General features: G+C 71.1%; 25 protein-coding genes. 7 read left to right on the top strand and 18 right to left on the bottom strand.

The features are described 5' to 3' along the window. Nucleotides 1–7 precede the first annotated feature (7 nt). From NGH83_RS03235 to NGH83_RS03165, 15 genes are all read right to left on the bottom strand, one after another. On the bottom strand, nucleotides 8–988 hold the full coding sequence (locus NGH83_RS03235; protein WP_251857633.1) for an ABC transporter ATP-binding protein: 981 nt from the start codon (nucleotides 986–988) through the stop codon (nucleotides 8–10). Continuing rightward, nucleotides 988–1,968 carry an ABC transporter ATP-binding protein gene (locus tag NGH83_RS03230; RefSeq protein ID WP_251857632.1) on the bottom strand — a complete coding sequence of 327 codons (981 nt, stop codon included), beginning with the start codon at nucleotides 1,966–1,968 and terminating at the stop codon, nucleotides 988–990. The genes NGH83_RS03235 and NGH83_RS03230 overlap by 1 nt, the downstream gene beginning before the upstream one ends. 13 nt (nucleotides 1,969–1,981) lie before the next feature. Next, nucleotides 1,982–2,893 carry an ABC transporter permease gene (locus NGH83_RS03225; RefSeq protein WP_251857631.1) on the bottom strand — a complete coding sequence of 304 codons (912 nt, stop codon included), beginning with the start codon at nucleotides 2,891–2,893 and terminating at the stop codon, nucleotides 1,982–1,984. Then, nucleotides 2,890–3,906, bottom strand: a complete 1,017-nt coding sequence (locus tag NGH83_RS03220; protein ID WP_251857630.1) for an ABC transporter permease — start codon at nucleotides 3,904–3,906, stop codon at nucleotides 2,890–2,892. Before NGH83_RS03220 ends, NGH83_RS03225 begins: the two co-directional genes overlap by 4 nt. 73 nt (nucleotides 3,907–3,979) lie before the next feature. Next, the gene (locus NGH83_RS03215; RefSeq protein WP_251857629.1) at nucleotides 3,980–5,572 is read right to left on the bottom strand and encodes an ABC transporter substrate-binding protein; all 1,593 of its coding nucleotides are present in this window, start codon (nucleotides 5,570–5,572) and stop codon (nucleotides 3,980–3,982) included. A gap of 95 nt (nucleotides 5,573–5,667) precedes the next feature. Continuing rightward, on the bottom strand, nucleotides 5,668–6,093 hold the full coding sequence (locus NGH83_RS03210) for a nuclear transport factor 2 family protein (RefSeq protein WP_251857628.1): 426 nt from the start codon (nucleotides 6,091–6,093) through the stop codon (nucleotides 5,668–5,670). A 164-nt stretch (nucleotides 6,094–6,257) separates the two neighbouring features. Next, nucleotides 6,258–6,965 (bottom strand): ribonuclease III, encoded by a 708-nt coding sequence (gene rnc / locus NGH83_RS03205; RefSeq protein ID WP_251857627.1) that lies wholly within the window; start codon nucleotides 6,963–6,965, stop codon nucleotides 6,258–6,260. 19 nt (nucleotides 6,966–6,984) lie between these two features. Then, nucleotides 6,985–7,188, bottom strand: a complete 204-nt coding sequence (gene rpmF / locus NGH83_RS03200; protein WP_251857626.1) for a 50S ribosomal protein L32 — start codon at nucleotides 7,186–7,188, stop codon at nucleotides 6,985–6,987. A gap of 3 nt (nucleotides 7,189–7,191) precedes the next feature. Further along, on the bottom strand, nucleotides 7,192–7,725 hold the full coding sequence (locus NGH83_RS03195; RefSeq protein ID WP_251857625.1) for a DUF177 domain-containing protein: 534 nt from the start codon (nucleotides 7,723–7,725) through the stop codon (nucleotides 7,192–7,194). Between the two features lie 144 nt (nucleotides 7,726–7,869). Beyond that, nucleotides 7,870–9,213, bottom strand: a complete 1,344-nt coding sequence (locus tag NGH83_RS03190; protein ID WP_251857624.1) for an aspartate aminotransferase family protein — start codon at nucleotides 9,211–9,213, stop codon at nucleotides 7,870–7,872. A 144-nt stretch (nucleotides 9,214–9,357) separates the two neighbouring features. Next, complete coding sequence (locus NGH83_RS03185) at nucleotides 9,358–12,399, bottom strand: glycoside hydrolase family 38 C-terminal domain-containing protein (protein ID WP_251857623.1); 3,042 nt, start codon at nucleotides 12,397–12,399, stop codon at nucleotides 9,358–9,360. 188 nt (nucleotides 12,400–12,587) lie between these two features. Beyond that, nucleotides 12,588–13,640 carry a sulfate/molybdate ABC transporter ATP-binding protein gene (locus tag NGH83_RS03180; protein ID WP_251857622.1) on the bottom strand — a complete coding sequence of 351 codons (1,053 nt, stop codon included), beginning with the start codon at nucleotides 13,638–13,640 and terminating at the stop codon, nucleotides 12,588–12,590. Then, entirely contained in the window at nucleotides 13,637–14,452 is an 816-nt protein-coding gene (locus tag NGH83_RS03175; RefSeq protein WP_251857621.1) for an ABC transporter permease, read from the bottom strand. The genes NGH83_RS03180 and NGH83_RS03175 overlap by 4 nt, the downstream gene beginning before the upstream one ends. Nucleotides 14,453–14,462: 10 nt before the next feature. Then, nucleotides 14,463–15,284, bottom strand: a complete 822-nt coding sequence (gene modA, locus NGH83_RS03170; RefSeq protein ID WP_251857620.1) for a molybdate ABC transporter substrate-binding protein — start codon at nucleotides 15,282–15,284, stop codon at nucleotides 14,463–14,465. An 86-nt stretch (nucleotides 15,285–15,370) separates the two neighbouring features. Beyond that, the gene (locus NGH83_RS03165) at nucleotides 15,371–15,778 is read right to left on the bottom strand and encodes a molybdopterin-binding protein (protein WP_251857619.1); all 408 of its coding nucleotides are present in this window, start codon (nucleotides 15,776–15,778) and stop codon (nucleotides 15,371–15,373) included. Nucleotides 15,779–15,872: 94 nt separating this feature from the next. Here NGH83_RS03165 and NGH83_RS03160 point away from each other — a divergent pair, with 94 nt between their 5' ends. The 4 genes from NGH83_RS03160 to NGH83_RS03145 are packed head-to-tail and all read left to right on the top strand — an operon-like array spanning nucleotide 15,873 to nucleotide 19,754. After that, nucleotides 15,873–17,036 (top strand): ThiF family adenylyltransferase, encoded by a 1,164-nt coding sequence (locus NGH83_RS03160; RefSeq protein WP_251857618.1) that lies wholly within the window; start codon nucleotides 15,873–15,875, stop codon nucleotides 17,034–17,036. Between the two features lie 2 nt (nucleotides 17,037–17,038). Beyond that, nucleotides 17,039–18,280 (top strand): gephyrin-like molybdotransferase Glp, encoded by a 1,242-nt coding sequence (gene glp, locus NGH83_RS03155; RefSeq protein ID WP_251857617.1) that lies wholly within the window; start codon nucleotides 17,039–17,041, stop codon nucleotides 18,278–18,280. Beyond that, a complete protein-coding gene (moaCB, locus tag NGH83_RS03150) occupies nucleotides 18,277–19,344 on the top strand; it encodes a bifunctional molybdenum cofactor biosynthesis protein MoaC/MoaB (RefSeq protein ID WP_251857616.1) in 1,068 nt (355 codons plus the stop codon). Before glp ends, moaCB begins: the two co-directional genes overlap by 4 nt. Beyond that, on the top strand, nucleotides 19,341–19,754 hold the full coding sequence (locus NGH83_RS03145; protein WP_251857615.1) for a molybdenum cofactor biosynthesis protein MoaE: 414 nt from the start codon (nucleotides 19,341–19,343) through the stop codon (nucleotides 19,752–19,754). Before moaCB ends, NGH83_RS03145 begins: the two co-directional genes overlap by 4 nt. Nucleotides 19,755–19,791: 37 nt before the next feature. On the opposite strand, the gene NGH83_RS03140 is transcribed toward NGH83_RS03145, so the two are convergent. The 3 genes from NGH83_RS03140 to moaA all read right to left on the bottom strand — a co-directional run bounded on the left by NGH83_RS03140 (nucleotide 19,792) and on the right by moaA (nucleotide 21,746). Then, nucleotides 19,792–20,355, bottom strand: a complete 564-nt coding sequence (locus NGH83_RS03140) for a hypothetical protein (protein ID WP_251857614.1) — start codon at nucleotides 20,353–20,355, stop codon at nucleotides 19,792–19,794. Between the two features lie 88 nt (nucleotides 20,356–20,443). Further along, complete coding sequence (locus NGH83_RS03135; protein ID WP_251857613.1) at nucleotides 20,444–20,689, bottom strand: MoaD/ThiS family protein; 246 nt, start codon at nucleotides 20,687–20,689, stop codon at nucleotides 20,444–20,446. Then, nucleotides 20,682–21,746 (bottom strand): GTP 3',8-cyclase MoaA, encoded by a 1,065-nt coding sequence (moaA, locus tag NGH83_RS03130; protein ID WP_251857612.1) that lies wholly within the window; start codon nucleotides 21,744–21,746, stop codon nucleotides 20,682–20,684. Before moaA ends, NGH83_RS03135 begins: the two co-directional genes overlap by 8 nt. A 172-nt stretch (nucleotides 21,747–21,918) precedes the next feature. Between moaA and NGH83_RS03125 the strand changes: the two genes are divergently transcribed. Genes NGH83_RS03125 through NGH83_RS03115 form a run of 3 tightly spaced genes read left to right on the top strand, consistent with a single transcriptional unit; the run spans nucleotide 21,919 to nucleotide 24,753 of the window. Continuing rightward, nucleotides 21,919–22,914, top strand: coding sequence for a putative F420-0 ABC transporter substrate-binding protein (locus tag NGH83_RS03125; protein ID WP_251857611.1), 996 nt, complete (start codon nucleotides 21,919–21,921; stop codon nucleotides 22,912–22,914). Nucleotides 22,915–22,918: 4 nt separating this feature from the next. Then, on the top strand, nucleotides 22,919–23,977 hold the full coding sequence (locus NGH83_RS03120; protein WP_251857610.1) for a putative F420-0 ABC transporter permease subunit: 1,059 nt from the start codon (nucleotides 22,919–22,921) through the stop codon (nucleotides 23,975–23,977). Then, entirely contained in the window at nucleotides 23,974–24,753 is a 780-nt protein-coding gene (locus tag NGH83_RS03115; RefSeq protein WP_371872737.1) for an ABC transporter ATP-binding protein, read from the top strand. Before NGH83_RS03120 ends, NGH83_RS03115 begins: the two co-directional genes overlap by 4 nt. The last annotated feature ends 23 nt before the right edge of the window (nucleotides 24,754–24,776 follow it).

Here is a 24,776-nt window from a genome sequence, read left to right as displayed (position 1 = left end):
GGGGACCTCAGCCGGCCCGAAGTACCGGGTCGGGGAGCGCGACGGCGGGGCCGCCGGTCGGCTGCAGCACGCACGCGGCGCTCTGCCCCGAGTCGATGGGCCGCAACGCCTGGTCTTCGACGGTGCAGATCTCCCGGGCGAAGGGGCAGCGCGGGTGGAACCGGCATCCGGCGGGCGGTGCTGCGGGATCGGGGACCTCGCCGCGCGGCGCCTCCGGGCGGGGCGCGTCGGCGCCGACCGTGGGGATGGCGCGCACGAGGGCGTCGGTGTACGGGTGGAGGCGTCGCTCCCAGACGAGCTCCGTAGGCCCCTCTTCGACGATGCGGCCGAGATACATCACGCACACCCGGTCGGCGATGTGCCGGACGACGGACAGGTCGTGCGAGATGAACAGCAGCCCCAGGCGGCGCTCGCGGGCGAGCCTCACGAGCAGGTTGGTGACCTGCGCGCGGGTCGACGCGTCGAGCGCGCTGATCGCCTCGTCGGCGACGATGACCTCGGGGTCGGCGGCGAGGGCGCGGGCGATCGCGATGCGCTGACGCTGGCCGCCCGAGAACTCGTGGGGGAATCGGTCGGCGCTCGAGGCCGGCAGGCCGACCGCGTCGAGGAGCTCGAGCACCGCCGCGCGGGCCTCGGCGGGTCGGCGACGCTCCCGGAACCCGTCCGCGATCTGCTTCCAAATGCGCCGGCGCGGGTTCAGCGAGGTGTAGGGGTCTTGGAAGACCATCTGCAGCGAGCGGTCGCGGGCCGCGCGAGCCCGTCTGCCGATGCGGGTCACCGGGTGGCCGTTCAGGGTGACGGTGCCCTCCGCGAGCTGCTCGAGCCCGACGATGGCCCGGCCGAGCGACGACTTGCCGCAGCCGGACTCCCCCACGAGGCCGACGATCTCGCCGGCGTCGACCGTGAGGGTGACGCCCGCGACGGCGCGCACGTGGTGGCGGCCGCGCGAGTACTGGACGACGACGTCGTCCGCTTCCAGAACCGGCATCAGACTCGCTCCTCGAGCAGCACCCGGTCGGGTGCGAACGGATCGGGCGGGCAGGCGATGTCGTGGCCCGGCTCGATCACGATGCGCGGGGGCACGACGGTGCGGCAGCTCTCCTGAGCGAAGGCGCAGCGCGTGTGGAACGCGCAGCCGGCCGGTCGCTTGTCGGGCGTCGCCGGCTCGCCGGGGATGGGGATGAGCGGCTGCCCCGTGCGCCCCGCCTCGGGCAGGGCGTCGAGCAGCGCCTTCGAGTACGGGTGGCGGGTGCGGTCGAGCACGTCGCGGGTGGTGCCGTGTTCGGCGACGCGCCCGGCGTACATGACGTAGAGCCGCTCGGAGACGACGTTCATGACGCCGAGGTCGTGGGTGATCGCGACGATCGCCATGTCGTTCTCGACGCGGAGGCGCTCGAGCAGCTCGAGGATCCCGGCCTGCACGGTGACGTCGAGGGCGGTGGTGATCTCATCGGCGATCAGCAGGCGCGGTTCGCAGGCGAGGGCGCTCGCGATGGCGATGCGCTGACGCATGCCACCCGAGAACCGGTGCGGGTAGGCCGACAGCGCGCCGCGCGCGTCGGGGATGCGGACGAGTTCGAGCATCTCGACCGCACGCGATTCGGCGGCCTTGCGGCTGAGCTTCAGATGGGTGCGCATGTGCTCGGTCAGCTGGGTGCCGATCGTCAGCATGGGGTGCAGCGAGGTCATCGGGTCCTGGAAGACCATCGCGACGGTACCGCCGCGGATGGCGCGGAGCGACTCGCCCTTCATGGTGAGCACGTCGACCCCGTCGAGCCGCACCTCCCCGGTGGCCTTCGCCCCGCCGGGCAGGAATCCGAGCGCGGTCTGCACGGTGAGCGTCTTGCCACTGCCGCTCTCGCCGGCGACGCCGACCGCCTCGCCCGCCTCGACGCGCAGCGAGACGCCGTCGACGAGGACGCGGTTTCCGACGGTGATGCGGAGGTCGTCGATCTCGAGAAGACTCATGAGCGGCTCATCCTCACAGTTCGCTCGCGGCGACGGCGCGCGAGACGCGCGGATCGAGCGCGTCTCGGAGCGCGTCGCCGAGGAAGTTGAACGCGATCACGATCGAGAAGATCGCGATGCCGGGGAACAGCGCCACCCAGTAGTTGTAGAACACGCGGGCGCCTTCCGAGACCATGGCACCCCACTCGGGCGTCGGCGGCACGGCGCCGAGCCCCAGGAACGAGAGCCCGGAGAGCAGGAGCACGGCGTTGCCGAGTTCGAGGGTCGCGAGGACGAGGATCGGGCCTCCGACGTTGGGCAGCACCTCGCGCAGCAGCGCCCTGGTCGAGGAGACACCGAGCAGACGGCTGGCGGCGATGTAGTTGCTGTCGCGCAGCGTCAGCACGAGAGAACGGGTGACACGGGCGTAGGCGGGCCACGACACGACGACGATGGCGAGCACCGCATTCGTGAGCGAGGGGCCGAGCGCCGCCGAGACCGCCATGGCCAGGATGATCGCGGGGAAGGCGAAGAACAGGTCGACGATGCGCATCAGCACGGTGTCGACGATGCCGCCGAAGAAGCCGGCGAGGGCACCGATCGTGCCGCCGATGATCACCGAGAGGATGACGAGCAGCACGGCGACGGGCAGGCTGATCTGCGCACCGTAGATCACTCGCGACAGCACGTCGCGGCCGACGCCGTCGGTGCCGAACAGGTGCTCGGGGCTCGGCGGCAGGAAACGCGGGAAGCTCTGCGCGAGCGGATCGCTCGGGGCGAGCAGCGGTGCGAAGAGGGCGACCAGCACCCAGAAGGCGATGACGACCATGCCGATGACGGCGAGCGGTCGGCGCCAGGCGCGAGGCAGTCGGCGGCGGCGCAGCGCCCAGCGTCCCTTGCGGGCCTCGTCGAGGTCGAGGGTGGGAGTGGCGGTCGGGGTGCTCATGCGGCGCGGATCCTCGGGTCGATGAAGCCGTAGAGCACGTCGACCAGCAGGTTGATGACGACGTAGACCATGGCGACGAAGAGGGTGACCCCGACGATGGCGGGGAGGTCGAGGTTGGTGGCGCTGCGGTACGCGTAGGAGCCGATCCCCGGCCACGCGAAGATCTGCTCGACGAGCACGGTGCCAGCGAGCAGCGACGCGAACGCCGTGCCGAGCACCGTGATGACGGGGACGAGTGCCCCGCGGAGCACGTGACGACGGACGATGGTGAAGCGCGGCAGCCCCTTCGCCTCAGCCGCGCGCACGTACTCGTTGTTCAGCACTTCGAGCGTCGACGAGCGGGTGAAGCGCAGCAGCAGACCGATCATCGGCATCGAGAGCACGAGCGCCGGCAGCACGAGATGCCAGACCGCCTGGCCGAACAGCGGGAGGTTCCCGGCGATGAGCGAGTCGATCGTGTAGAGGCCGGTCACCTGCGGCGGCGGCTGCACGCCCGGGTTGAGCCGCCCCGACGAGGGGAAGAGACGAAGGCTCGTCGAGAGCACCGCGGTGGCGATGAGGCTCAGCCAGAACAGCGGCACCGAGACGCCGCCGAGGCTGACGACGCGCAGCACCTGGTCGCTGATCTTGTCGGCGCGGAGCGCGGCGAGCACTCCCCCGCCCACGCCGAGGACGATCGCGATGATCGTCGCGGTGAGGGCCAGTTCCGCCGAGGCGGGTCCGAACTGAGCGAGGTCGGTGAGCACCGGACGCCGGCTCTCGAGCGAGGTGCCGAGATTGCCCTGGAAGAGGTTGCCGAGGTAGGCGAAGAACTGCACGTAGAGCGGCTGGTCGAGACCGTACTGGGCTCGGAATCGCGCCACGATCTCGGGGTTCGCGGCCGCCTGCTCGCCGAGCTGCGAGGTCACCGCGTCACCGGGCAGCAGCGAGGTCAGCGAGAACGCGACGATGACGATGCCGACCGCGAGGATCACGGCCGCGCCGACGCGTCCTGCGACGAACCGCCAGAGCATGTCAGGGAGTGCCTTTCGAGGAGGGGGAGGACGGCGGGCGGGGCGTGAGAGCCCCACCCGCCGTCTCAGGCTGCTACTTGCCGATCGCGGCGATGTCGAGCGAGAACACCGCGTCGTACTTGACCTCGCCGACCGACGAGCTCGACACCACGGTGGCGGCGGGCTGCACGATCGGGAAGATGACGCCGGCCTCGTTCATGAGGGTCTGGAACTCCTCGAACAGCGGCGCACGGGCGGCGTCGTCGGTCGTCGTGCTGACCTCGGCCATGACGGACTCGATCTCGGGCGACGCGCCCGCGGCCCAACCGGCGCGGAGACCGACGATGCCGCCGGGTCCGAAGGCGAGGTAGTCGGCGGGGTCCGGGTAGTCCGGGTTCCACAGCCAGAAGCCCATCTGCTCGGCGCCGTTGCGGTAGTTCTCGAGCGTCGAGGCCACGGGACCGGGGGTCAGCTCGATGTCGATGCCGACCTCGGCGAGGTTCGCCTGCACACGCTCGGCGAACGGACCGAAGTTGAGACCGGCGGCCGAGATATCGCTCGCGTACTCGAGCGAGATCGTGCCGATGTCACCGAGGCGCTCCGCCGCGGCGGTCGCCCGCTCGATGTCGCGCTGCGGGGCGTCGCCGCTGTCGAGCGCACCGAGGAACGTGGTCGGCACGATGCCGCCCGGTCGCTCGGCACCCTCACCGGCGAGCTCGACCAGTCCGTCGTAGTCGAGACCGTAGAGGACCGCTTCGCGGAAGTCGGCGCTCGAGGTCACGTCCGAGATCTCGGGGTTCGCGTTCGCGAAGAGGAAGAACATCGTCGCCGACACGTCGGTCGAGACGATCAGATCGCCGTTGCCCTGCAGCGACGCGGTCTGGTCGGAGCCGAGGTCGAGTGCGACCTGCGCGGTGCCGCTCTGCAGGTCCTGGAGCTGCGTCTCGGCGGTGGCGTTGCGCAGGATGACCCGGTCGTACTCGGGCGCCTCGCCCCAGTACTCCTCGTTGCGCGTCAGCACGACCTCGGTCGTGGTGTCGAAGCTCTCGAGGACGTAGGGGCCGCTGCCGGCGGACTCGGAGTTGAGGAACTCCTCGGCGGTGTCGCTCTCGGCGGCCCCCTCGTCGGAGGCTCCACCGTTCTCGGTGACGACGGCGCTGTTGACGATGCCGAGCGTGGGGCTCGTCACGATCGCCGGGATGGCCGTGTTGGGCGCCTCGGAGGTGATGACGACGGTCGTGTCGTCCGGTGCCGCGACCGAGAGGCCGGACATCAGGAACGAGCCGTTGCCTTGCAGGTTCTTCACCCGGTCGAGCGAGTAGACGACGTCGGCCGAGGTCAGCGCGGTGCCGTCCGAGAAGGTGATGTCGTCGCGGAGGGTGAAGGTGTACTCGGTCGCGTCGTCGTTCGCGCTCCATTCGGAGGCGACGCTCGGCAGCGGCGTCGTCGAGTCACCGTCCGCGAAGGTGAGCAGGCTGTCGTAGACGGCGTGCAGCACGATGCCGCCCGTGGTCTCGAACATGCGGCCGGGGTCGGCCGTGACGAGGTCGAAGGACTTGTCGATGACGATCTGGCTGCTGTCGCCGCCGCTGTCGCCGCCCGAGTCGGACGCGCCGCAGGCGCTGACGAGGAGCGCGATGCCGGCGATCGAGGCGACGACCGCGCCGCCTCTCGTGATCTTGTTCACTACCGGTGTTCCTTTCGTGGATGCAGGAGATGTGGTGGTGCGGGATGTGACTGGTGCGGGGTGGTGGAGGTGGTGCGGGAAGCCCAGGTCGGGCGCTAGGCGGTGTGGACGACGTCCTCGTGATTGTGGAAGATCTTCCAGCCGTCGTCGGTCCGACGCCAGACGCCCGTGTTGCGGACGACCTCGTCGGGGCGCCCATCGGAGAAGCGGACGGTGAAGACGTGTTTCGCGACCGCGACGTCGCCCCAGACGTCGATCACCGGTTCGGTGACGTCGATTCCGACGACGAGGGAGGCGTCTTCGGCGGGCGGGCGCGCGTCGCGGAGGGCGTTGAGGGCGTCGTGTCCGCGCAGGAGGGGGACGTATTCGCTGTCCCACATCGTCGCCTCGGCGGCGATGAACGAGTCGGCGGTGGCGCGGTCCTTCGCGAGGTAGGCGTCGTAGAGCCCGACGATGTGACGCAGGATCAGCGCACCGTCGTCATCGGTGGGGTCGCCCGTGTAAGCGGAGGGAATCGACATCGAGGCGCCTTTCGGAGGGAATCCTCAGACTAGCGACGAGATGTCAAACGTTGTGCATATTGGTGTTACAAGCGTGTGACAAGACGGAAGAGCCGGTCGCCGACCGTACGTTTGCAAGCGGCGACGCCGCGGAGACCTCGCAAACGATTCGCGAGTGGGCGGGCTCAGCCCTTGGCGGGGCGGGTGAGCGCCGTGCACGCCTCGAGCGCCGCGACCATCTCGGCCTGCTTCTTGCTGGTGCCGCTGCCCGTCGCGGTGACGAGCGTGCCCACCGTGACCGTGGCCGTGAAGCGGCGCGCGTGGTCGGGGCCCGACGCCTCGATGGCGTAGACGGGGAGGCCGACGCCGCGGCGCGACGCGATCTCCTGCAGCGTGGTCTTCGGGTCGAGCGCGGCACCGAGGCGCTCGGGTGAATCGAGGAGCGGTTCGACGAGCCGCAGCACGAGGGCTTCGGCCGGCTCGCTTCCGGCGCTGAGGTACGCGGCGCCGATGAGGGCCTCGGTCGCGTCGGCGAGGATCGACGACTTGTCGCGTCCGCCGGTCAGCTCCTCGCCCTTGCCGAGCAGGAGGTAGCGCCCCAGACCGATGGTGCGGGCGATCTCGGCGAGCGCGACCGTCGACACGAGGCCGGCGCGGCGCTTGGCGAGCTCGCCTTCGTCGAGGTCGGGGTGTTCGCGGTAGAGCATCGCCGTGACGGCACGCCCCAACACCGAGTCGCCGAGGAACTCGAGGCGCTCGTTGTTGGGGATGCCGCCGTGCTCGTACGCGTACGAGCGATGCGTCAGGGCCAGAACGAGCAACTCGGAGTCGATGTCGACTCCGAGTGCTTCGATCAGGCCATCAGTCGTGACCGCGGTCACTTGTTCGGCCACGCGGGATGCGAGGTGCCGATCAGACGTCGGCGACCTTGCGGCCCTTGTACTCGAGGAAGAGCGGGGTGCCCGCGGAGTCCTCGACGACCTTCGCGCGGTGGGGAAGACTGTAGGTGACCTTGCCGTTCTCGACGGTCTTCACCAGGTTCGGCACTTCGGCCTTCCACTGCGAACGGCGGGCGTGGGTGTTGGCGCGCGACTTCTTCCGCTTGGGGACAGCCATGATCTATCTCTCTTCTTTCGATACGTCTGTGTCTTCGCGGAGCTGGGCGAGGGCAGCCCATCGCTGATCGAGGGGGGCTTCCGCCTCGTCGTCCGCGACCACCAGAGTGATGCCTTCGGGGAGCTCGACCTCGTCGGACTCACCGGGGAACTCCGGCTGGAACGGCAGTGCCAGCACCACCGCATCCCTCACGACCGGTTCAAGATCCACGTGGTCGCCTTGAACCTCGTAGTCGGAAGGAACCTCAGAAGGATACGCGAAAAGCTCCTGGAAATCGACTTCGATGGGCAGGTCGAAGTCGCGCAGGGTGCGGGCGCTCTGCGCATCCGCCGTGGTCCGAGCCTCCCCGGAGACGAGGATGCCCTCGTGCACCGACTCGAGCCGGAAGTCGATCTCGATGGCGCGGCCCTCCGGCACCCAGGCAAGGCCTTCCCCCAGCTTCTCGGGGTTGGCGAAGTCGAGTTCGCGCTCGCGCATCTCTCCGGGACGGTTCAGGAGGTCCCGCACGTTGACGAGGTACGGGTTCTTGTCACTCACGGTCGTAAATCCTACGACCCGTTACCCCCGGCGAGCTGGGCCCATCGCGCGTTTCAGCGCGAGGGAGGTGTGTTGCATCCAGCGCGGGTGTTCAAACAGGTGCGCTCGGAGCAACACACCGCGCTCGCAGGGGTGGGGTGGGGTTCAGGCGGTGGCGGAGAAGGCCTCGTCGTAGATGGCGAGCGCGCGGTCGACTTCCGCGTCCGTCACGATGCACGGCGGGACGACGTGGATGCGGTTGTCCGCCGTAAACGGGAGCAGGCCGCGCTTCAGGAGTTCGCCCTTCACTGCGGCGACGCCCGCCGCGCCGAGCGGCTCGCGGGTGTCGGGGTCGGCGACCAGGTCGAGTGCCCAGAACACGCCGACGCCGCGCACCTCGCCGATGACCGGGTGCTTCTCGGCGAGGGCGAGCAGGCCCGGGCCGAGGAGGTCACGGCCGACGCGGGCGGCGTTGTCGACGATCCCCTCGTCGGCCATCGCGTCGATGGTTGCGACGATCGCGCTCATCGCGAGCGGGTGACCGGAGTAGGTGAGACCGCCCGGGAAGACCTGGTCGTCGAAGGTGTCGGCGATCCACGCGGGGATGATGACGCCGCCCGCGGGCACGTATCCCGAGTTCACGCCCTTCGCGAAGGTGATGAGGTCGGGCACGATGCCGTCGGGATTGACACGCTCGTTCTGGAACGCGAACCAGTCGCCCGTGCGACCGAAGCCCGCCATCACCTCATCGAAGATCAGCACGATGCCGTACTTGTCGGCGAGCGCGCGGACACCGGCGAGGTATCCGGGAGGCGGCAGCAGCACTCCCGCCGTGCCGGGGATGGTTTCGACCAGGATCGCGGCGATCGACGCGGGCCCCTCCGCCTGGATGACCCGCTGCAGATGATGCAGCGCCCGCTCGCTCTCCTGCTCGGGCGTCGTCGCCCAGAACTCGGAGCGGTAGAGGAAAGGCCCGAAGAAGTGCACATGGCCGCGCGCGTACTCGTTCGGTACCCGGCGCCAGTCGCCGGTCGCGACGACGGCCGCCCCGGTGTTGCCGTGGTACGAGCGGTAGGTGGAGAGCACCTTGTCGCGTCCGGTGACGAGGCGGGCCAGGCGGATGGCGTTCTCGTTGGCGTCCGCGCCGCCGTTGGTGAAGAACACCTTGCTGAACTCGTCGCCAGCACGGGCAAGGATGCGCGACGCCGCCTCGCCGCGGGTGAGATTCGCGTGGGCGGGGGCGACGGTCGTCAGCAGGTCGGCCTGCGCCTTGATCGCGTCGACGACTCTCGGATGCTGGTGGCCGATGTTGGTGTTCACGAGCTGGCTGGAGAAGTCGAGGTACCGGTTGCCGTCGGAGTCCCACACCTCGCTGCCCGAGGCGCCGGCGATGACCATCGGGTTCAACGCCCCCTGAGCCGACCACGAGTGGAACACGTGCGCCCGGTCCAGCTGTCGGGCGCGCTCGCCTGCGCGGGTGTCGGCGCCTACCTCGTCGTCGATGCTCATCCGGTGATTCTCCTCGGGGACCGCTCCCCCGGCTAGCCGGCCCGCTACGCCCACCCGCTTCGCCGGCGTCGGAATCGGGGCGAGAACGTACGTTCCGGGCGAATGCGCCCGCCGGAACGTACGTTCCTGCCCGCAATATCGGATCTACTGGGTGAAGCGGTAGGTGCGGAGCTCGAACGGGCGGAGGGAGACCCGCAACCTGCCGTCCTCCACCTGCACCGGAGCGGCGCCCTCGAGCGGGCGCTCCAGCAGGTCGACCTCGCGCGCCTCTGCCCAGTCGAAGTCGGCAGTGATCGTCGCCGCGCTGTGGTCGCCGTGCGCCTCGTACAGGCGCAGGACGACATCCCCTGAGCGGTCCTCGGTCAGCTTCACCGTCTCGAGCACGACCCCGTCGCCCTCCGCGGCGAACAGCGGGGCGAACGCGGCGCCGCCCTGTACCACCTGCAGCGGCAGCTGACGGCGGTACCCCTCGGTGATCGCCGTCGGGATGTCGGCGCCGGCGAGGATCGACACGTCGAACTCGTGCCGCCCCTGATCCGTCTCCGGGTCGGGGTAGAGCGGGGCGCGCAGCAGCGACAGCCGCGCCGTCGTGATCGCCTCGCCCGCCGCCGACCGGGTGTTGCGGATGTCGTGCCCGTAGACGACGTGATTCGAGATCGCGACGCCGAAGCGAGGCTCGCCCACGTGGATCCACCGGTGCGCGACGGTCTCGAAGCGGGCCACGTCCCACGACGTGTTCGCGTGCGTCGGCCGGTGCAGGTGGCCGAACTGGATCTCCGAAGTCGCACGGTCGGTGCGCACCGCGAGCGGGAACGCGAGCTTCAACAGCTTCTGCCGTTCGTGCCAGTCGATCTCGAAATGAGTGTCGAGCGCACCGGTCTCGTCGTGCAGGCGGAGCGTCTGCTCGATGCGCGAATCGGCCGTCGCGTACACGACCCGCAGCGCCCGTCCGTCGTCGGCGACCTCGACGGTCTCGGCCTCGAGCACCGTGAGGGTGCGCTTGTCCTCGTCGTCGATGTCCCAGGCGTCGAACTGGCGGGGAGTGTCGCGGAACAGCTGCAGCACGTTGCCCGCCTCCCCTGCGGGGATCGCGTCGCGGCCCGTGGCCAGGTCGACCAGGGAGACCAGCCGGCCACCGGCGTCGACGACCGCGCGGGTGCGGGAGTTCTCGAGCACGAACGCGTCGCCCTCACGGCGGACCGGCGCAACGGCTTCCGCGACGCGGCCGGTCGCGTCCGCGCCGGTGCCCGCGATCTGCGCCGCGTCGAGCACTGCGGCCCCGGCCGCGGGCACGCCGGCCCGCGCGAACGGTCCGGCGTTCACGGCGATCGCCGCATCGCCGTCGCCGACCAGCGCCTGCAGCGCCGATCGGATCTCGCCGCCCAGCACCTCGGCGACCCGCGCGTAGTTGCGTTCGGCCTCCTGATGCACCCAGGCGATCGACGACCCGGGCAGGATGTCGTGGAACTGCTGCAGCAGCACCGTGTGCCACTGCTCCTCGAGCACGTCGTAGGGGTAGTCGGCGCCGGTCCGCACGGCCGCGGTCGCCGCCCACAGCTCGGCCTGGCGCAGCAGCGCCTCGCTCACCCGGTTGCCGCGCTTGGTCTTCGACTGCGAGGTGTAGGTCCCGCGGTGGAACTCGAGGTACATCTCCCCCATCCACACCGGCGGCTCCGCGTACTCGGCCTCCGCCTCCTCGAAGAAGGCCTGCGGCGTCGTCATGTGCACGGTCGGCGAGCCTTCGAGGTTCTTCGTCCGTGCGGCGGCCGCGAGGATCTCGCGGGTGGGTCCGCCGCCGCCGTCGCCCCAGCCGAACAGCAGGAGCGAACTGTTCGCGCCCGCCTTGTCGGCGAACTGGCGCTGCCCCCGGGCGAGCTCACGACCGGAGAGCTCGCTGCTGTAGGTGTCGGAAGGTGGGAAGTGAGTGAAGATGCGGGTGCCGTCGATGCCCTCCCAGTGGAAGGTGTGGTGCGGGAACGCGTTGTACTCGTTCCAGGACATCTTCTGGCTCAGCATCCACTTCGACCCGGCCGCCTTCGCGATCTGCGGCAGGGCGCCGGAGTAGCCGAACGAGTCGGGAAACCACACCTCGAGCGGTTCGATGCTGAACTCGTCGAGGAAGAACTTCTTGCCGGCCACGAACTGGCGGGCGAGCGCCTCGCCGCTCGGCATGTTCGTGTCGTTCTCGACCCAGGTGCCGCCGACGGGAATGAACCGGCCCGCCGCGACCATGGCCTTCACCTTCTCGTACACGGCCGGGTAGCTCTGCTTCAGCCAGGCGTACTGCTGGGCGGAGGAGGCCGCGAAGACGAAGTCGGAGTCGCGCTCCATCAGGTCGACGACGTTCGAGAAGGTGCGCGCCACCTTGCGCACCGTTTCGCGCACCGGCCACAGCCAGGCGGAGTCGATGTGCGCGTGACCCACGGCGCCCGACCGGTGGGCGCTCGCGTAGGCGGGCGAGGCGAGTACCGGCTCCAGCGCCTTCCGGCCGCGCGAGGCGCTGCCGACGATGTCGTCGGGATCCATCGCGTCGATCATGGAGTCGAGCGCGGTGAGGATCTGAACGGTGCGCGGCAGCTCGTCGGGCAGCTCGGCGGCGAGTCCGTTCAAGGTCCAGATGTCCTGCGCGAGCTCCCAGACCTCCGCGGCCTTGAGGCACACCGTCATGGCCTTCAGCGAGTAGATCGGCTCGTCGGGAATGGTCGCCGGGTCTCCGAGGTGCGAGACGCCGCCACGGTAGAGGTGCCCGATGTTCGGGTTGGCGGCGGCCTCGATGTAGAACTCGAACTCGTCGGCCGACGAGTCGACGGGCACCCACGAGTTGATCGGCTCGATCGCCTTCACGATGGTGCCGTCGGGTCGGTAGGCGATGCCCTCGGACTGGAAGCCGATGTACTTGCCGTCGTAGCCGAGATCCATGACCAGCTCGACGTCGCGGCCCCGCCACTCGGGCGGAACCGTGCCCCGCACGTGGAACCAGGTCGTGTCCCACGCCTTGCCCCAACGCGATCCCACCGCGAACGGCTCGAAGCGCTGGGCGATCGCCTCCTCGAACGGCACCGGCTCGCCGTTCACCGTCCACGCCTCGATCTCGACCGCGCGCGCGTCGGGATAGATGGCGGGCATCACCCGTTCGCGGACGAATCGGTCGAGACGGATCCTGCGGAGACTTGCGTCGCTGTACATACCGAGCTTTCTGCGGGAACGTTCCCACGTGGTGTCCGATTCCGGGCACGCTGACGAGCGCGACGAGGGAAGCCCTCGATCGGCGATGCGCGACGCCTGCCCGGCGGTTTCAGTGCGCAGAAACCGTATCTTCTGCTCCCCGAGAAGGTCCAGCCCTTTCTGGGAACGATGTCAGAGAAGTGTCGGTTTCACAGCGGGTAGACGCTCACGAGCGCGGGATCGACGACGAAGGACACCTCGTCGCCCTCGGCCAGAGCGAGACCGGCCACGACGCTCGGAGGGAGGTCGGCGGCCATCCGAGCGGAATGGACTCGTACGAGGTCCCCCCGAGGCTCGAAGTCGACGATCCTCTCGCGGACGCCGGCGCCACGCGTGCCGAACTGCTGCGTCTCGACGCGCACGTGCGGAGGACGAACGGCGATTCCCACCCGCCCGCCGATCGCGACCGACGCGGCCCCCGGAACTCGGAGCTCTCCCCCGCCGTCGAGTGCGACGCCGTCGGCCGCCCGAAGGCCCGTCAGCAGGAGCACCCCGGACAGGTTCGCGGCGAAGGTCGTCCTCGGTCGGTCGAGCACCTCTCGCACGGGACCACTGTCGACGACCCGGCCGTCGGACATCACGACGACGCGATCGGCGAGCGTGAAGGCGTCGAGGACATCGTGGGTGACGATGATCGTGGTCTGGTCGGCGAGCACCTCGCGCAGCATCCGACGCAGCGCGGGCGCCACCGACACGTCGAGTGCCGCCATCGGCTCGTCGAGCAGCAGCAGCGCCGGCTCCGCGGCCAGCGCCCGCGCGACGGCGATGCGCTGGGCCTGACCTCCCGACAGCGACGCCGGTCGCCGAGAGGCGAGCTCCTCCGCGTCCACCCGCTCGAGCCACGCGCGCGCCCGGCGGAGGGCGTCGGCGCGCGGCAGCCCTGCGCTCCTCGGTCCGAACGCGACGTTGTCGAGCACCGAGAGGTGGGGGAAGAGCAGCGCGTCCTGCGCGAGCAGCGAGACCCCGCGGTCGTGAGGTGGCGCGAACCGGCCGCGACCGACCGCCGGGGTGTCGAACAGCACGTCGCCGTCGAGCGTCGCGCGACCGGAGTCGGGGCGCACGAGCCCGGCGACGAGTCCGAGGAGCGTCGACTTGCCCGCGCCGTTGGGTCCGAGCACGGCGACCGTCTCTCCCTGCCGGACGGTGAGCGATACGTCGAAGCCCCGGTCGGCGACCGCGGCGGCGAAGTCGAGGCCGCTCATCGGCGACCTCGGAGGACGCTCGTCTCGCCCGCCTGATGGGCGACGGCGACGACGATGACGGCGACGACGACGAGCACCAGCGACAGCGCCACGGCGGCGTCGGGGTCGGTCTCGCGCTGCAGGTAGATCTCGAGCGGCAGTGTGCGGGTGACGCCCTGCAGGCTGCCCGCGAAGGTGAGCGTCGCACCGAACTCGCCGAGGGCCCGCGCGAACGAGAGCACGGCGCCCGCGACGAGGGCGGGGAGCACGAGCGGCAGGGTGATCCGCCGGAGCACCGTGCCGGGACGCGCACCGAGCGTCGCGCCGACGGCCTCGTACCGGGTGCCGAGCGTTCGCAGCGCCCCTTCGAGGCTGAGCACGAGGAAGGGCAGCGCGACGAAGGTCTGAGCCAGCACGACCGCGGTCGTCGAGAACGCGATGCTCACCCCCAGCGCCTCGAAGCTCTGCCCGAGCAGTCCGCGCCGCCCGAAGGTGTAGAGCAGCGCGATGCCGCCGACCACGGGCGGCAGCACGAGCGGGAGCAGGACGAGGGAGCGCAGCACCTTCTGCCCCCAGAAGGTCGTGCGGGCGAGCACCACCGCCATGGGCACGCCGAGGAGGATGCAGAGCGCCGTGGCGGCGAGCGAGGTGCGAAGGCTCAGGCCGAGTGCGGCGAGCGACGACTCGGAGGTGATCAGCGCGCCGAACCGGCTCCAGTCGATCCGGCCCGCCATGCCGACGAGCGGCAGCAGCACGAACGCCGCGCCGACGATCGCGACGACGATCACGGGGGCCGGTACCCCGGCGGCTGAATCGCGGCGCGAAGAGGTCATCGAGGTCAGGCTACGGCCGGCCGAACCCGGCGGCCTCGAGGACATCCTTCCCGACGGAGCCGGTGACGAAGTCGACGAAGGCCTGCGCGACCTCCGCCGCCGGCGAGTCGGCGACCACGGCGATCGGGTAGGTGTTGACGGCCTCACTCGATTCGGGGAAGTCGATGCCCTCGACCGCGTCGCCGGCGGCGATCACGTCGGTGACGTAGACGAGCCCGGCGTCGGCTTCGCCCGAGGTCACCTTGCCGAGCACGTCGGTGACCGACGATTCCTCGCTCACCGGCGCGATCGTGACCCCGGTCGCCTCCTCGACGGTCACGGTCGCCGCACCGCAGGGCACCTGGGCTGCGCAGACGACAGTCTTCACCTCGGGGCGGGCGAGGTCGGCGAACCCGTGCACGCCGGCGGGGTTGCCGGGCGGGACGGCGATGGCGAGGACGTTCGTCGCGAAGACGACAGGGACGCCGTCGTCGATGAGGCCCGCGTCGGTGAGCTTCGCCATGTTCTTCTCATCCGCGGAGGCGAAGACGTCGGCCGGCGCTCCCTCCGTGATCTGGGTGACGAGATCCGAGGAACCGGCGAACGTGAGCTCGATCGACGTGTCGGGGTTCGCCGCCTCGAACTCCTCGGCCAGTTCGGTGAAGGTCGCTTTCAGCGACGCCGCGGCGAAGACCGTGATGGCCCCCTCGAGCATCGACGCACTCGTCTCGGGCGACGCCGTGTCGGCGGGTGCGGGCGATGCTCCCGCGCACCCGGTCAGGGCGACGGCGAGCGCTCCGACGAGCGCGCCGGTGGCGACGAAGGCACGTCGGATGCTCCGAATCTGCGTCATGTCGAGAAGCATAGATCCGCACACGCGGAACTCTGCTTCGGATCGAGGGGTGAGCTCAGCTGTGTCGACGTTCGTACGAGAGCGGGTCAGTCCGTCAGCTCGATCACGACGTTGGTGGCCTTCACCGACGCGACGGCGATCGACCCCGGCTCGAGACCGAGCTCGTCGGCCGCCTCCCTGCTCATGAGCGACACGAAGCGGAACGGCCCCGCCTGCAGCTCGACCTGCGCCATGACCGTGTCCTTGACGACGCGGGTGACGATGCCGGTCACCCGGTTGCGTGCGGACGAGTGTCCGCCGCGGGTCAGCGAGGCCACCGGCGATGCGGCGGCCGACTCACTCGCGAGAGCGGCGAGCGCCGCGGCGTCGACGGTCGCGGGCCCCGCGCCCCGTTCGATCTCGAGCCGTCCACCGTCGCCCCAGCGCCTGATGGTGTCGTCGCTCACCCCGAGGAGCGCGGCGGCCTCGCTGATCCTGATGCGTCCGGCGGTCATGCGGTCAGGCTACTGCGCCGGCCGCCGTGGGCGGGTGGGCCCATCAGCTGGCCGGAACGACGCGGATGTCGGCTCGGTGGGTGAGGATGGTGCCATGAGGATCGCAGCCGCCCCCGACGCCGATACGGTCGGCGCAGGCTCGGGCGACTCGCGCTGGGCGCGATTCAGCGCCCTGCCGGGCTTCGGCTCCGGCGCCCTGCGCGGGCTCCGCGACGCCCGTGTCCTCGTCGTGGGGGCCGGCGGGCTCGGCAGCACCGTGCTGCCCGCGATCGTCGCGGCCGGTGTCGGGGCCGTGGTCGTCGTCGACGACGACGTGGTCGAGGAGTCGAATCTCCCGCGGCAGTCGCTGCATTCCTCGGCCGACGTCGGCCGCCCGAAGGTCGAGTCGGCCCTCGACCGACTCGTGACGCTCAGCTCCGGCACCGTGACGGGGCACCGGGTCCGCGTCACCGCCGAGACGGCGCCCGCACTCCTCGACGGCATCGACCTGATCGTGGACGGCAGCGACAACTTCGACACCCGGTACCTCGTCGACGACGCCGCCCGCGAACGCGGAGTGCCCGTGGTCTGGGGGGCCGTCTCCCAGTACGGCGGCCAGGTCGGCCTCAGCTGGGAGGGGCGCGGCCCCATCTACCGCGATCTCTTCCCCGAGCCGCCCGCACCCGGCACGGTGCTCTCGTGCGCCGAGGGCGGCATCCTCCCGAGCGTCTGCACCGTCATCGGCGGGCTGATGGCGGCGCAGGTCCTCGCCGTGCTCACCGGAACCGCCGATCAGCTCCTCGGGCGCGTGACGAGCTACGACGCGAAGACCGCCCGCACCCGCGAGCTCACGTTCGGAATCGATCCCGACGCCCCGTGGCGCACCGCCGCGCCCACCGACGAGACCCCTGAACCCCACCGAGAGGACCCCGCCGTGACCCTTCCCGACGACTGGCAGCACGCCGACGAGATCGACGCGGCGGCGCTGCGCGACCTGCTCGCCTCCGGCGCACCGGTGCAGTTGATCGACGTGCGCGAGCCGTGGGAGGTCGAGATCGCCGCCCTGCCGGACGCGCATCCGCTGCCGATGTCGTCGGCGACCGCCGACGCGCTCGACGATCTCGACCGCGATGTGCCGATCGTCGCCTACTGCCACCACGGGATGCGGTCGGAGCGGATGCTCGCCGCGCTGCGCGCCGCCGGATTCGAGGGCACCCACCTCGCGGGCGGCATCGACGCGTGGAGCCGCGACATCGACCCGAGCGTCGCCCGCTACTGACCATGACCGCTCCCGAAGCCGCGTCGCCTCCCGCGACGCCGTCCGCCGAACAGGCGGTCGAATCGCGACGGAGCGTCGACGAGCACGCCCGACGCATCGAGGCCCTGCTCGCCGACCTTCCCGTCGCGAGCGAACGGGTTCCGCTCGAGCGCGCACGCGGACGGGTCAGCGCGGTGCCGGTGCTGGCACCGGTCGATCTGCCGCTGTTCCGCAACTCGCAGATGGACGGCTTCGCCGTCGCGAGCGCCGACCTCGCCCACGTTCCGGCGACGCTACGGATCGGCGAGACGATCGCCGCGGCCCCGTCCTCCCCCGTGCGCGTCGAACAGGGAACGGCGGCACGGATCATGACGGGCGCCGTCGTGCCCGAGGGCGCCGATTGCGTCGTCCCCGTCGAGCACACCCACGTCGACGACGGGCAGGTGACCGTGCTCGTCGCCCGCAGCGCCGGCGACTACGTGCGAGAGCCCGGCACCGACGTGCGCGCCGGAGCCCGACTGCTCACAGAAGGTGTCGTACTGGCGCCGCGCCATCTCGCCGCCCTCGCGGCGGCCGGCCTCACCGAGGTCGCGGTGCTGAAACGGATCCGCGTCGCGGTGATCAGCTCGGGGGCCGAGATCGTTCCCCCCGGCGCCACCCCGGCCCCGGGTCAGGTGTTCGATGCGAACACCGTCGCCCTCGCGAGCGCGGCCCGCGAGTCCGGTGCGGAGATCGTCTTCACCGCCCGCACGAGCGACGACGCGCACGTCTTCCGCGCCGCTCTCGACGAGGCCGTACGTCGTGCGGACCTCGTGATCACCTCGGGTGGGGTGTCGAAGGGCGAGTTCGAGGTCGTCCGCGACGTGCTCGAGCCGCTCGGCGCCGACGTGACCGAGGTCGCGATGCAGCCGGGCGGACCGCAGTCGACGGCCGTCGTCGAGGGCGTCCCCGTCGTGTCGTTCCCCGGCAACCCGGTCAGCGCGCAGGTCTCGTTCGCCGTGTTCCTGCGGCCGGTGCTCCGCCGCGCCTCGGGGCTTCCCCCGATCCTCGCCGAGCAGCGGGTCTTCGACGGCGACGTCGTCTCGGTTCCCGGCAAGCGGCAGTGGCTGCGCGGCACCCGCACCCCCGGAGGACGGGTGCGGGCGGTCTCCGGCCCGAGCTCCCACTTGGTCGCCACGATGGCGGCGGCCGACTGCCTCCTCGACATCCCCGAAACCCTCACCCGACTGCATGACGGCGACGCCGTGGAGGTGCTCCCCCTATGAGTGAACCGACTGTGAGTGAACCGACTCTGAGTGAACCGACTGGTGCGAGCGGGCTGACCCACCTCGACTCCGACGGGCGCGCCCGCATGGTCGACGTCGGCGGCAAGGAGGTCACCCACCGGGTGGCGGTGGCGAGCGGAACCTTCGTCACCACCGACGAGGTGATCGGTCTGCTCCGCACCGACGGCCTGAAGAAGGCCGATGCGCTGGCGACCGCGCGCATCTCCGGGATCATGGGCGCGAAGCGCACCAGCGACCTCATCCCTCTCTGCCACCCGCTGGCACTCGACCGGGTCACCGTCGACCTCCACCCCGCCGGCACGACCGTCACGATCACCGCCACCGCGACGACGACGGGCCGCACGGGCGTCGAGATGGAGGCGCTGACGGCGGTGACGGTGGCGGGGCTGACGCTGCACGACATGGTCAAGGCGGTCGATCCCGCAGCCACCCTCACCGATGTCCGGCTCGTGTCGAAGTCGGGCGGTGCCCGCGGCGAGTGGCGACGCGACGCGTGGCTCGACGGCCGCATTCGATCGGCGGTTCCGGAGCTGCGCCGCGACCGGGCCGTGGTCGTGGTCGCCTCGACCCGCGCCGCGACCGGTACCCGCGACGACACCACCGGCCCGCTGATCGCCGAGTGGCTGCAGGCGCGGGGACTGACTGTCGACGAGGTGGTCGTCGTGGCCGACGCCGACATCGCGACGGCGTTGCGCTCGGTGGTCGCCACCCGCCCCGCCCTCGTGCTCACCACGGGAGGCACCGGAGCGAGCCCGACCGACGCCACCCCCGAGGCGACCATCCCGCTGCTCGACCGCGAACTCCCTGGACTCGCCGACGCCATCCGCGCCGCCGGGGCCGCCATCGTGCCGACGTCCTCGCTCAGCCGCGGGGTCGCCGGCGTCGCGAACGGAACCGTCATCGTCAACCTCCCCGGGTCGACGGGCGGTGTGCGCGACGGACTCGGCGTGCTCGAGCGCGTGCTCGAGCACCTGCTCGCGCAGGTCGACGGCGGCGGCGACCACTCGGCGGGCGCCCCTATCCACGACGGGCCGACGGCGTGAGCGTCGTCCTCGCTCGGGTCACGTCGGACGTGCTCGACGCCGATGAACTCGAGTCGGCGGTGACCTCGCGGGCCGACGGCGCCGTCGTCACGTTCCGCGGCGTGGTTCGCGACGCCGACGGCGGACGCGAGGTCACCGCGCTCGACTACAGCGCCCACCCCGACGCGGAGCGCATCCTCGCCGAGTGCTGCGCCGCGGTCGCCGCCGAGACGGGCCTCACCCTCGCGGCAGCGCACCGGATCGGAGCGCTCGCGATCGGCGACGTCGCGCTCGTCGCGGTCGTCGCCTCTCCCCACCGTGCCGAAGCGTTCGCCGCGTGTGCACTGCTCGTCGACCGGATCAAGGCCGAGACGCCGATCTGGAAGAAGCAGCACTATCCCGACGGCGCCAGCGACTGGCTCGGACTCTAGCCGGAGGCGCCGTCGCAGGCGCCGTCGGATTGGAGCGTCAGTTCCCCTGAAGCAGCCCCTTCTTCGCGAGCAGCGCGGAGAGTCCCTTCTTGGGTCGCTGCGCCTCGCCCTGCTGCGCCGCGAGCACGATGAGCACGCCGGTGATGGCGGGGACCACCCACTGCAGGATCTTCTGCTGCTTCTGGGCCGCGGCGAGACCGGACGACTCCCATCCGGCCGCTTCGGTCGCGCCCTTGGCCCCCTCGTCGGAGTGCTCGGACTGCTTCCGGCCCACGACCGCCGAGTACAGCGACGCGCCTCCTGCGGCGAGGGTGAGCACGGTCTTCAGCACGACGATGCCTCGGGTCTCCTTCTGGATCGTGACGCGCCCGGCGTCGCCGACGAGCATCCCGGCGCTGCCGACGATGTGCGCGCCGATCGCGGCGAATTGCGCAGGAGCCCATTTCGTCCAGCCGGCCGACGAGATGCTGAGACGTTCCTTCGGGTCGTTCGCGGTCGCGGCGCCGCCGTTCAGGCCGACCGCGCCCATCAGTGACCCACCGAACCAGGCGGCGAGTCCGAGGTCGTGCATGCTTCGGGAGAGGGTGCTTCCAGTTGTCATGGCCTCACCCTGCCCCGCGCCGGTGGGTGGCACCGGCTCATCGCATGCAGGGAACCTGGGAGTGCGGTGCCAAGTGGGTGAACGCGGCTCAGCCGCCGGAGAAGGCGGGGAGCACGTCGACGGTCGCACCGAGTGCGACGGCGTCGTCGCGGCGCACCACTCCGTCGACCAACAGGGAACCGCCGCGGAGCACCCGGTCCATCCCGCCGCCGAACCGTTCGCGCAGTTCGCGCTTGAGCTCGCCCGCCGTCGACGCCGACGTCGTCACCGTCTCCTCTTCGACCCCGGCGATCTCCGCGGCGGCCGCGAAGTACCGGATACGGAGTTCAGCCACCGATCGCTCCCATGCTCCGCAGCGGGCGCGAGAAGTCGGCCCTGTCCATACCGTGACCCGCCTGCTTGTTCCACATCGCCGCCCGCCAGAGCGTCGCGATCTGCTCGTCGTCGGCCCCGCCGCGCAGCAGGGCGCGCAGGTCGGTCTCGTCGTCTCCGAAGAGGCACGAGCGCACGGTTCCCTCGGAGGTGAGGCGGGTGCGATCGCACGCCTCGCAGAACGATCGGGTGACCGACGCGATGATGCCGACCGTGTCGGGGCCGCCGTCGACGAGCCACTCCTCGGCGGGCGACGAGGGGTCGTCGCGCGGAAGGGGTTCGAGCGCGAAGCGGGTGCGGAGCACGTCGAGCAGTTCGGCGGCGTCGACCAGGTTCTCGCGGCGCCAGGTCGCATCGGCGTCGAGCGGCATCTGCTCGATGAACCGCAACCGGCAGTCGTTCGCGATCGCCCAAGCGAGCAGGTCGGTCGCTCCGGCGAGGGTCTCGCGCAACAGCACCGCGTTGAGCTTGAGCGGTGCGATGCCGGCGTCGTGGGCGGCGCGGATGCCGGCGAACACGGCGTCGAGGCGGTCGCGACGGGTGAGCCGGGCGAAATGGTCCCGGTCGATCGTGTCGAGACTCACGTTGACCCGCTCGAGACCCGCGTCGAGCAGAGCCGGCAGACGCTTGTCGAGGCCGATGCCGTTGGTCGTCATCGCGATGCCGATGCCGGGCGCCGCGGCCTTCGAGAGACGGATGATGTCGGCGAGATCGTTGCGCAGCAGCGGCTCGCCTCCGGTGAACCGCACCTCGGTGACGCCGAGCCGCGTCCAGGCGAGACCCACGAGCCGGCCGATCTCTGCCGCGGTCAGCTGATCCTCCCGCGCGATCAGCGGCAGGCCCTCGGCCGGCATGCAGTAGGTGCAGCGCAGCGAGCACTTCTCGGTGATCGACACCCGCAGATCGCGTGCGACCCGACCGAACCGGTCGATCAACCCGTCGGTGTCGGGGCGTCCCTCGACGGACGGCGCGAGACGCCGCTGCGCCGAGAGCGGCATCCCGAGAGCGACGGCTGGCATGCCCCTAACCTAAACCGCTTCCGGGCGAGCGCGGCCGGTCGGAGCCGGTAGGCTGGGAAGCGACCCCCGTGCAGGATCTGGCTCGGTGCGTCGGCTCGGGCTGTGAGTCGACAGGTTGCGTACCGCGGCATCGTTCGCCGCACCCGCCCCTTCCTTCCTGCCCTGGAGCTCCATGCGTTCGCGCCTCGCCCTTCCCCTCGTCGCCTCGGCCGCCGCCGTCGCCCTCCTCGCCTCGTGCAGTTCCGCCGGCTCCGCGGCCGACGCCTCCGCGACCGACGACGCCTCCGCCGCCGCGAGCATCACCGTCGACAACTGCGGAACCGACGTCTCCTTCGACGGGGCGCCCGAACGGGTGGTGACGATCAAGTCGACCTCCACCGAGATGCTGCTCGCTCTGGGGCTCGGCGACCGGATCATCGGCACCGCCTTCCAGGACGGCCCGCTTCCCTACGACCTGGCGGAGGACGGGGCCGATCTTCTCTCGATCTCGGACCAGGTCCCCTCCGAGGAGGCGGTGCTCGACCTCGAACCCGACCTCGTCTACGGCGGCTGGGAATCGAACTTCTCGGCTGATGGCGCCGGTGAGCGCGACGAGCTCGCCTCGCTCGGCATCGCCACGTACGTGTCGCCGTCGGCGTGCAAGGAGTCGGGATACCAGCCCGACCCGCTGACCTGGGACGGGCTCTTCGACGAGATCGCCGAGGTGGGCTCCATCTTCGAGGCGGAGGACGCCGCCGACGCGCTCATCGCCGACCAGCGCGCCCAGCTCGACGCGATCGTGCCCGACGAGAGCGGGCTCAGCGCACTCTGGTACTCCTCGGGCACCGACACCCCGTACGTCGGCGCCGGGATCGGCAATCCGCAGCTGCTGCTCGACGCCGTCGGCCTGCGCAACATCGCAGGCGACGTGCGCGACACGTGGACCTCGTACAGCTGGGAGGCCGTCGTCGACGCCGATCCCGACGTCATCGTGCTCGTGGACGCCACCTGGAACACCGCGGCCTCCAAGATCGAGCGCCTCGAATCGAGTCCTGCGACCGCCGGACTCGACGCGGTGAAGAACGGGCGCTATCTCGTCGTCCCCTTCGCCGCCGGCGAGGCGGGCGTCCGCAGCGCCCCGGCCGCGGTCGACCTCGCCGCCCAGCTCGCTGCTCTGGACCTCGGTTGAGACCATGACGACCTCCGACCGCACCCTGCCGACGGTCCGCGCCGTCGCGCTCGGCCGGGGCCGAGGCGTGCGGATCGGACTCGGTCTCATCGCCTCGGTGCTGCTGATCGTCTCGGTCGGCCTCGCGGCGACCGTCGGGCCGGCCGAGATCCGGTTCGGCGATGTCTGGGCGTCGATCGCCTCCCATCTCGGTGTCGGCAGCACGCCGCTGTCCCCGCTGCGCGATGGCATCGTGTGGGAGCTGCGCCTCCCCCGCATCCTCACCGCCGCGGCGGTCGGCGCCGGGCTCGCGCTCAGCGGCACCGTGATGCAGGCGCTCACCCGCAACTCCCTGGCCGATCCGTACCTGCTCGGCCTGTCGTCGGGAGCGTCCCTCGGCGCGGTCGCGGTGCTGCTGCTCGGGCTCGGGGTACTGCTGCCGGTCGCCGCGTTCGGCGGTGCCCTCGTGGCACTCGTCGCCACGATCACGATCGCGCGCGCCGCGGGGCGGATCACGCCGACGAGCATGGTGCTCGCCGGCATCGCGGTGTCGGCCCTCGCGAGCGCCGTCACCAGCCTCGCCATCTTCTGGACGGCGACCGGCGACAGCTACCGCGAGATCCTCAGCTGGCTCCTCGGCTCGGTCGCGGGGGCGCGGTGGGAGGCCGTCGCCATCTCGGTCGCGGCCCTCGTCATCGTCGGGGTCCCGATCCTCGCCCGCTCGCGTGTGCTCGACGCCTTCGCGTTCGGCGACACCGCCGCCGCGGGCGTCGGTGTCGACCCGTCTCGGACGAGGTGGGTCCTGCTCGTCGCGACGGCCCTGCTGACCGGCGCGATGGTGTCGGTGAGCGGCTCGATCGGCTTCGTCGGCCTCGTCGTGCCGCACGCGGTACGTCTGCTCACTGGGCCCCGCCACCGCGCCCTGCTACCGCTGTCGGCCCTGGTCGGCGCCGTGTTCCTCATCTGGGCCGACACGATCGCCCGTTCGCTGTTCGACCCGCGGGAGCTGCCCGTCGGCATCGTCACCGCGATTGTCGGCGCCCCGGTCTTCGCAGCCCTGCTGATCCGTCGGCGGCGATCGTGACCGGCCTCGACGGCCGCCGGGTCGTCGTCCGCGGCGGAGGCCGGCTCCTCATCGACGGCGTCGACATCGTCGCACCCGCCGGATCGCTGACCGCCGTCGTCGGGCCGAACGGGGCGGGCAAGTCCACGCTGCTGCGCGCGCTCTCCGCCGTCGACGTGCCCTCATCGGGGTCCGTGCGGGTCGGCGAGCACGACCTGCTCGCCGCGCCCCGTCGTCGCAGGGCACGACTCGCCGCGCTCGTCGAGCAGGACGCCACGACCGAGCTCGACCTCACCGTCGCCGATGTCATCGGGCTCGGACGTCTCCCGCACGAGGGCCTGTTCGGCGGCGACGACGCCGGTTCGGCCGACGCGATCGCGGACGCCATGGCGATCACGGATACGACCCGGTTCGCGTCACGTCTCGTGCCGACCCTCTCGGGCGGCGAACGTCAACGGGTCATGCTCGCGAAGGCGCTCGCCCAGCAGACGCCCCTCCTGGTGCTCGACGAACCAACCAACCACCTCGACATCGCCGCCCAGCTCGCCACCCTGCGCGTCCTCCGCGACCTGGCGAGAAGCGGCCGCGCCGTGCTCGCCGCCCTCCACGACCTCGGCCTCACCGCCGCCTGGGCCGACCGTGTCGTCATGCTCTCGGAGGGGCGCGTCGTCGCGGCCGGGCCGACCACCGAGGTCCTCACGGCGGAGCTCGTGTCGGCGCTGTACGGCGTCGAGACGACCGTGCTCACCCATCCGACGACGGGCGCTCCCGTGCTCGCGTTCTCCGAGATCCGATGAAGGGGAATCCGATGAGAGGGACG

This window comes from Herbiconiux sp. L3-i23 (assembly GCF_023734115.1).
Classification (GTDB): Bacteria; Actinomycetota; Actinomycetes; order Actinomycetales; family Microbacteriaceae; genus Naasia.
Note: the sequence above shows the minus strand (reverse complement) of the source record. Positions and strands in the feature narration are given on the sequence as shown.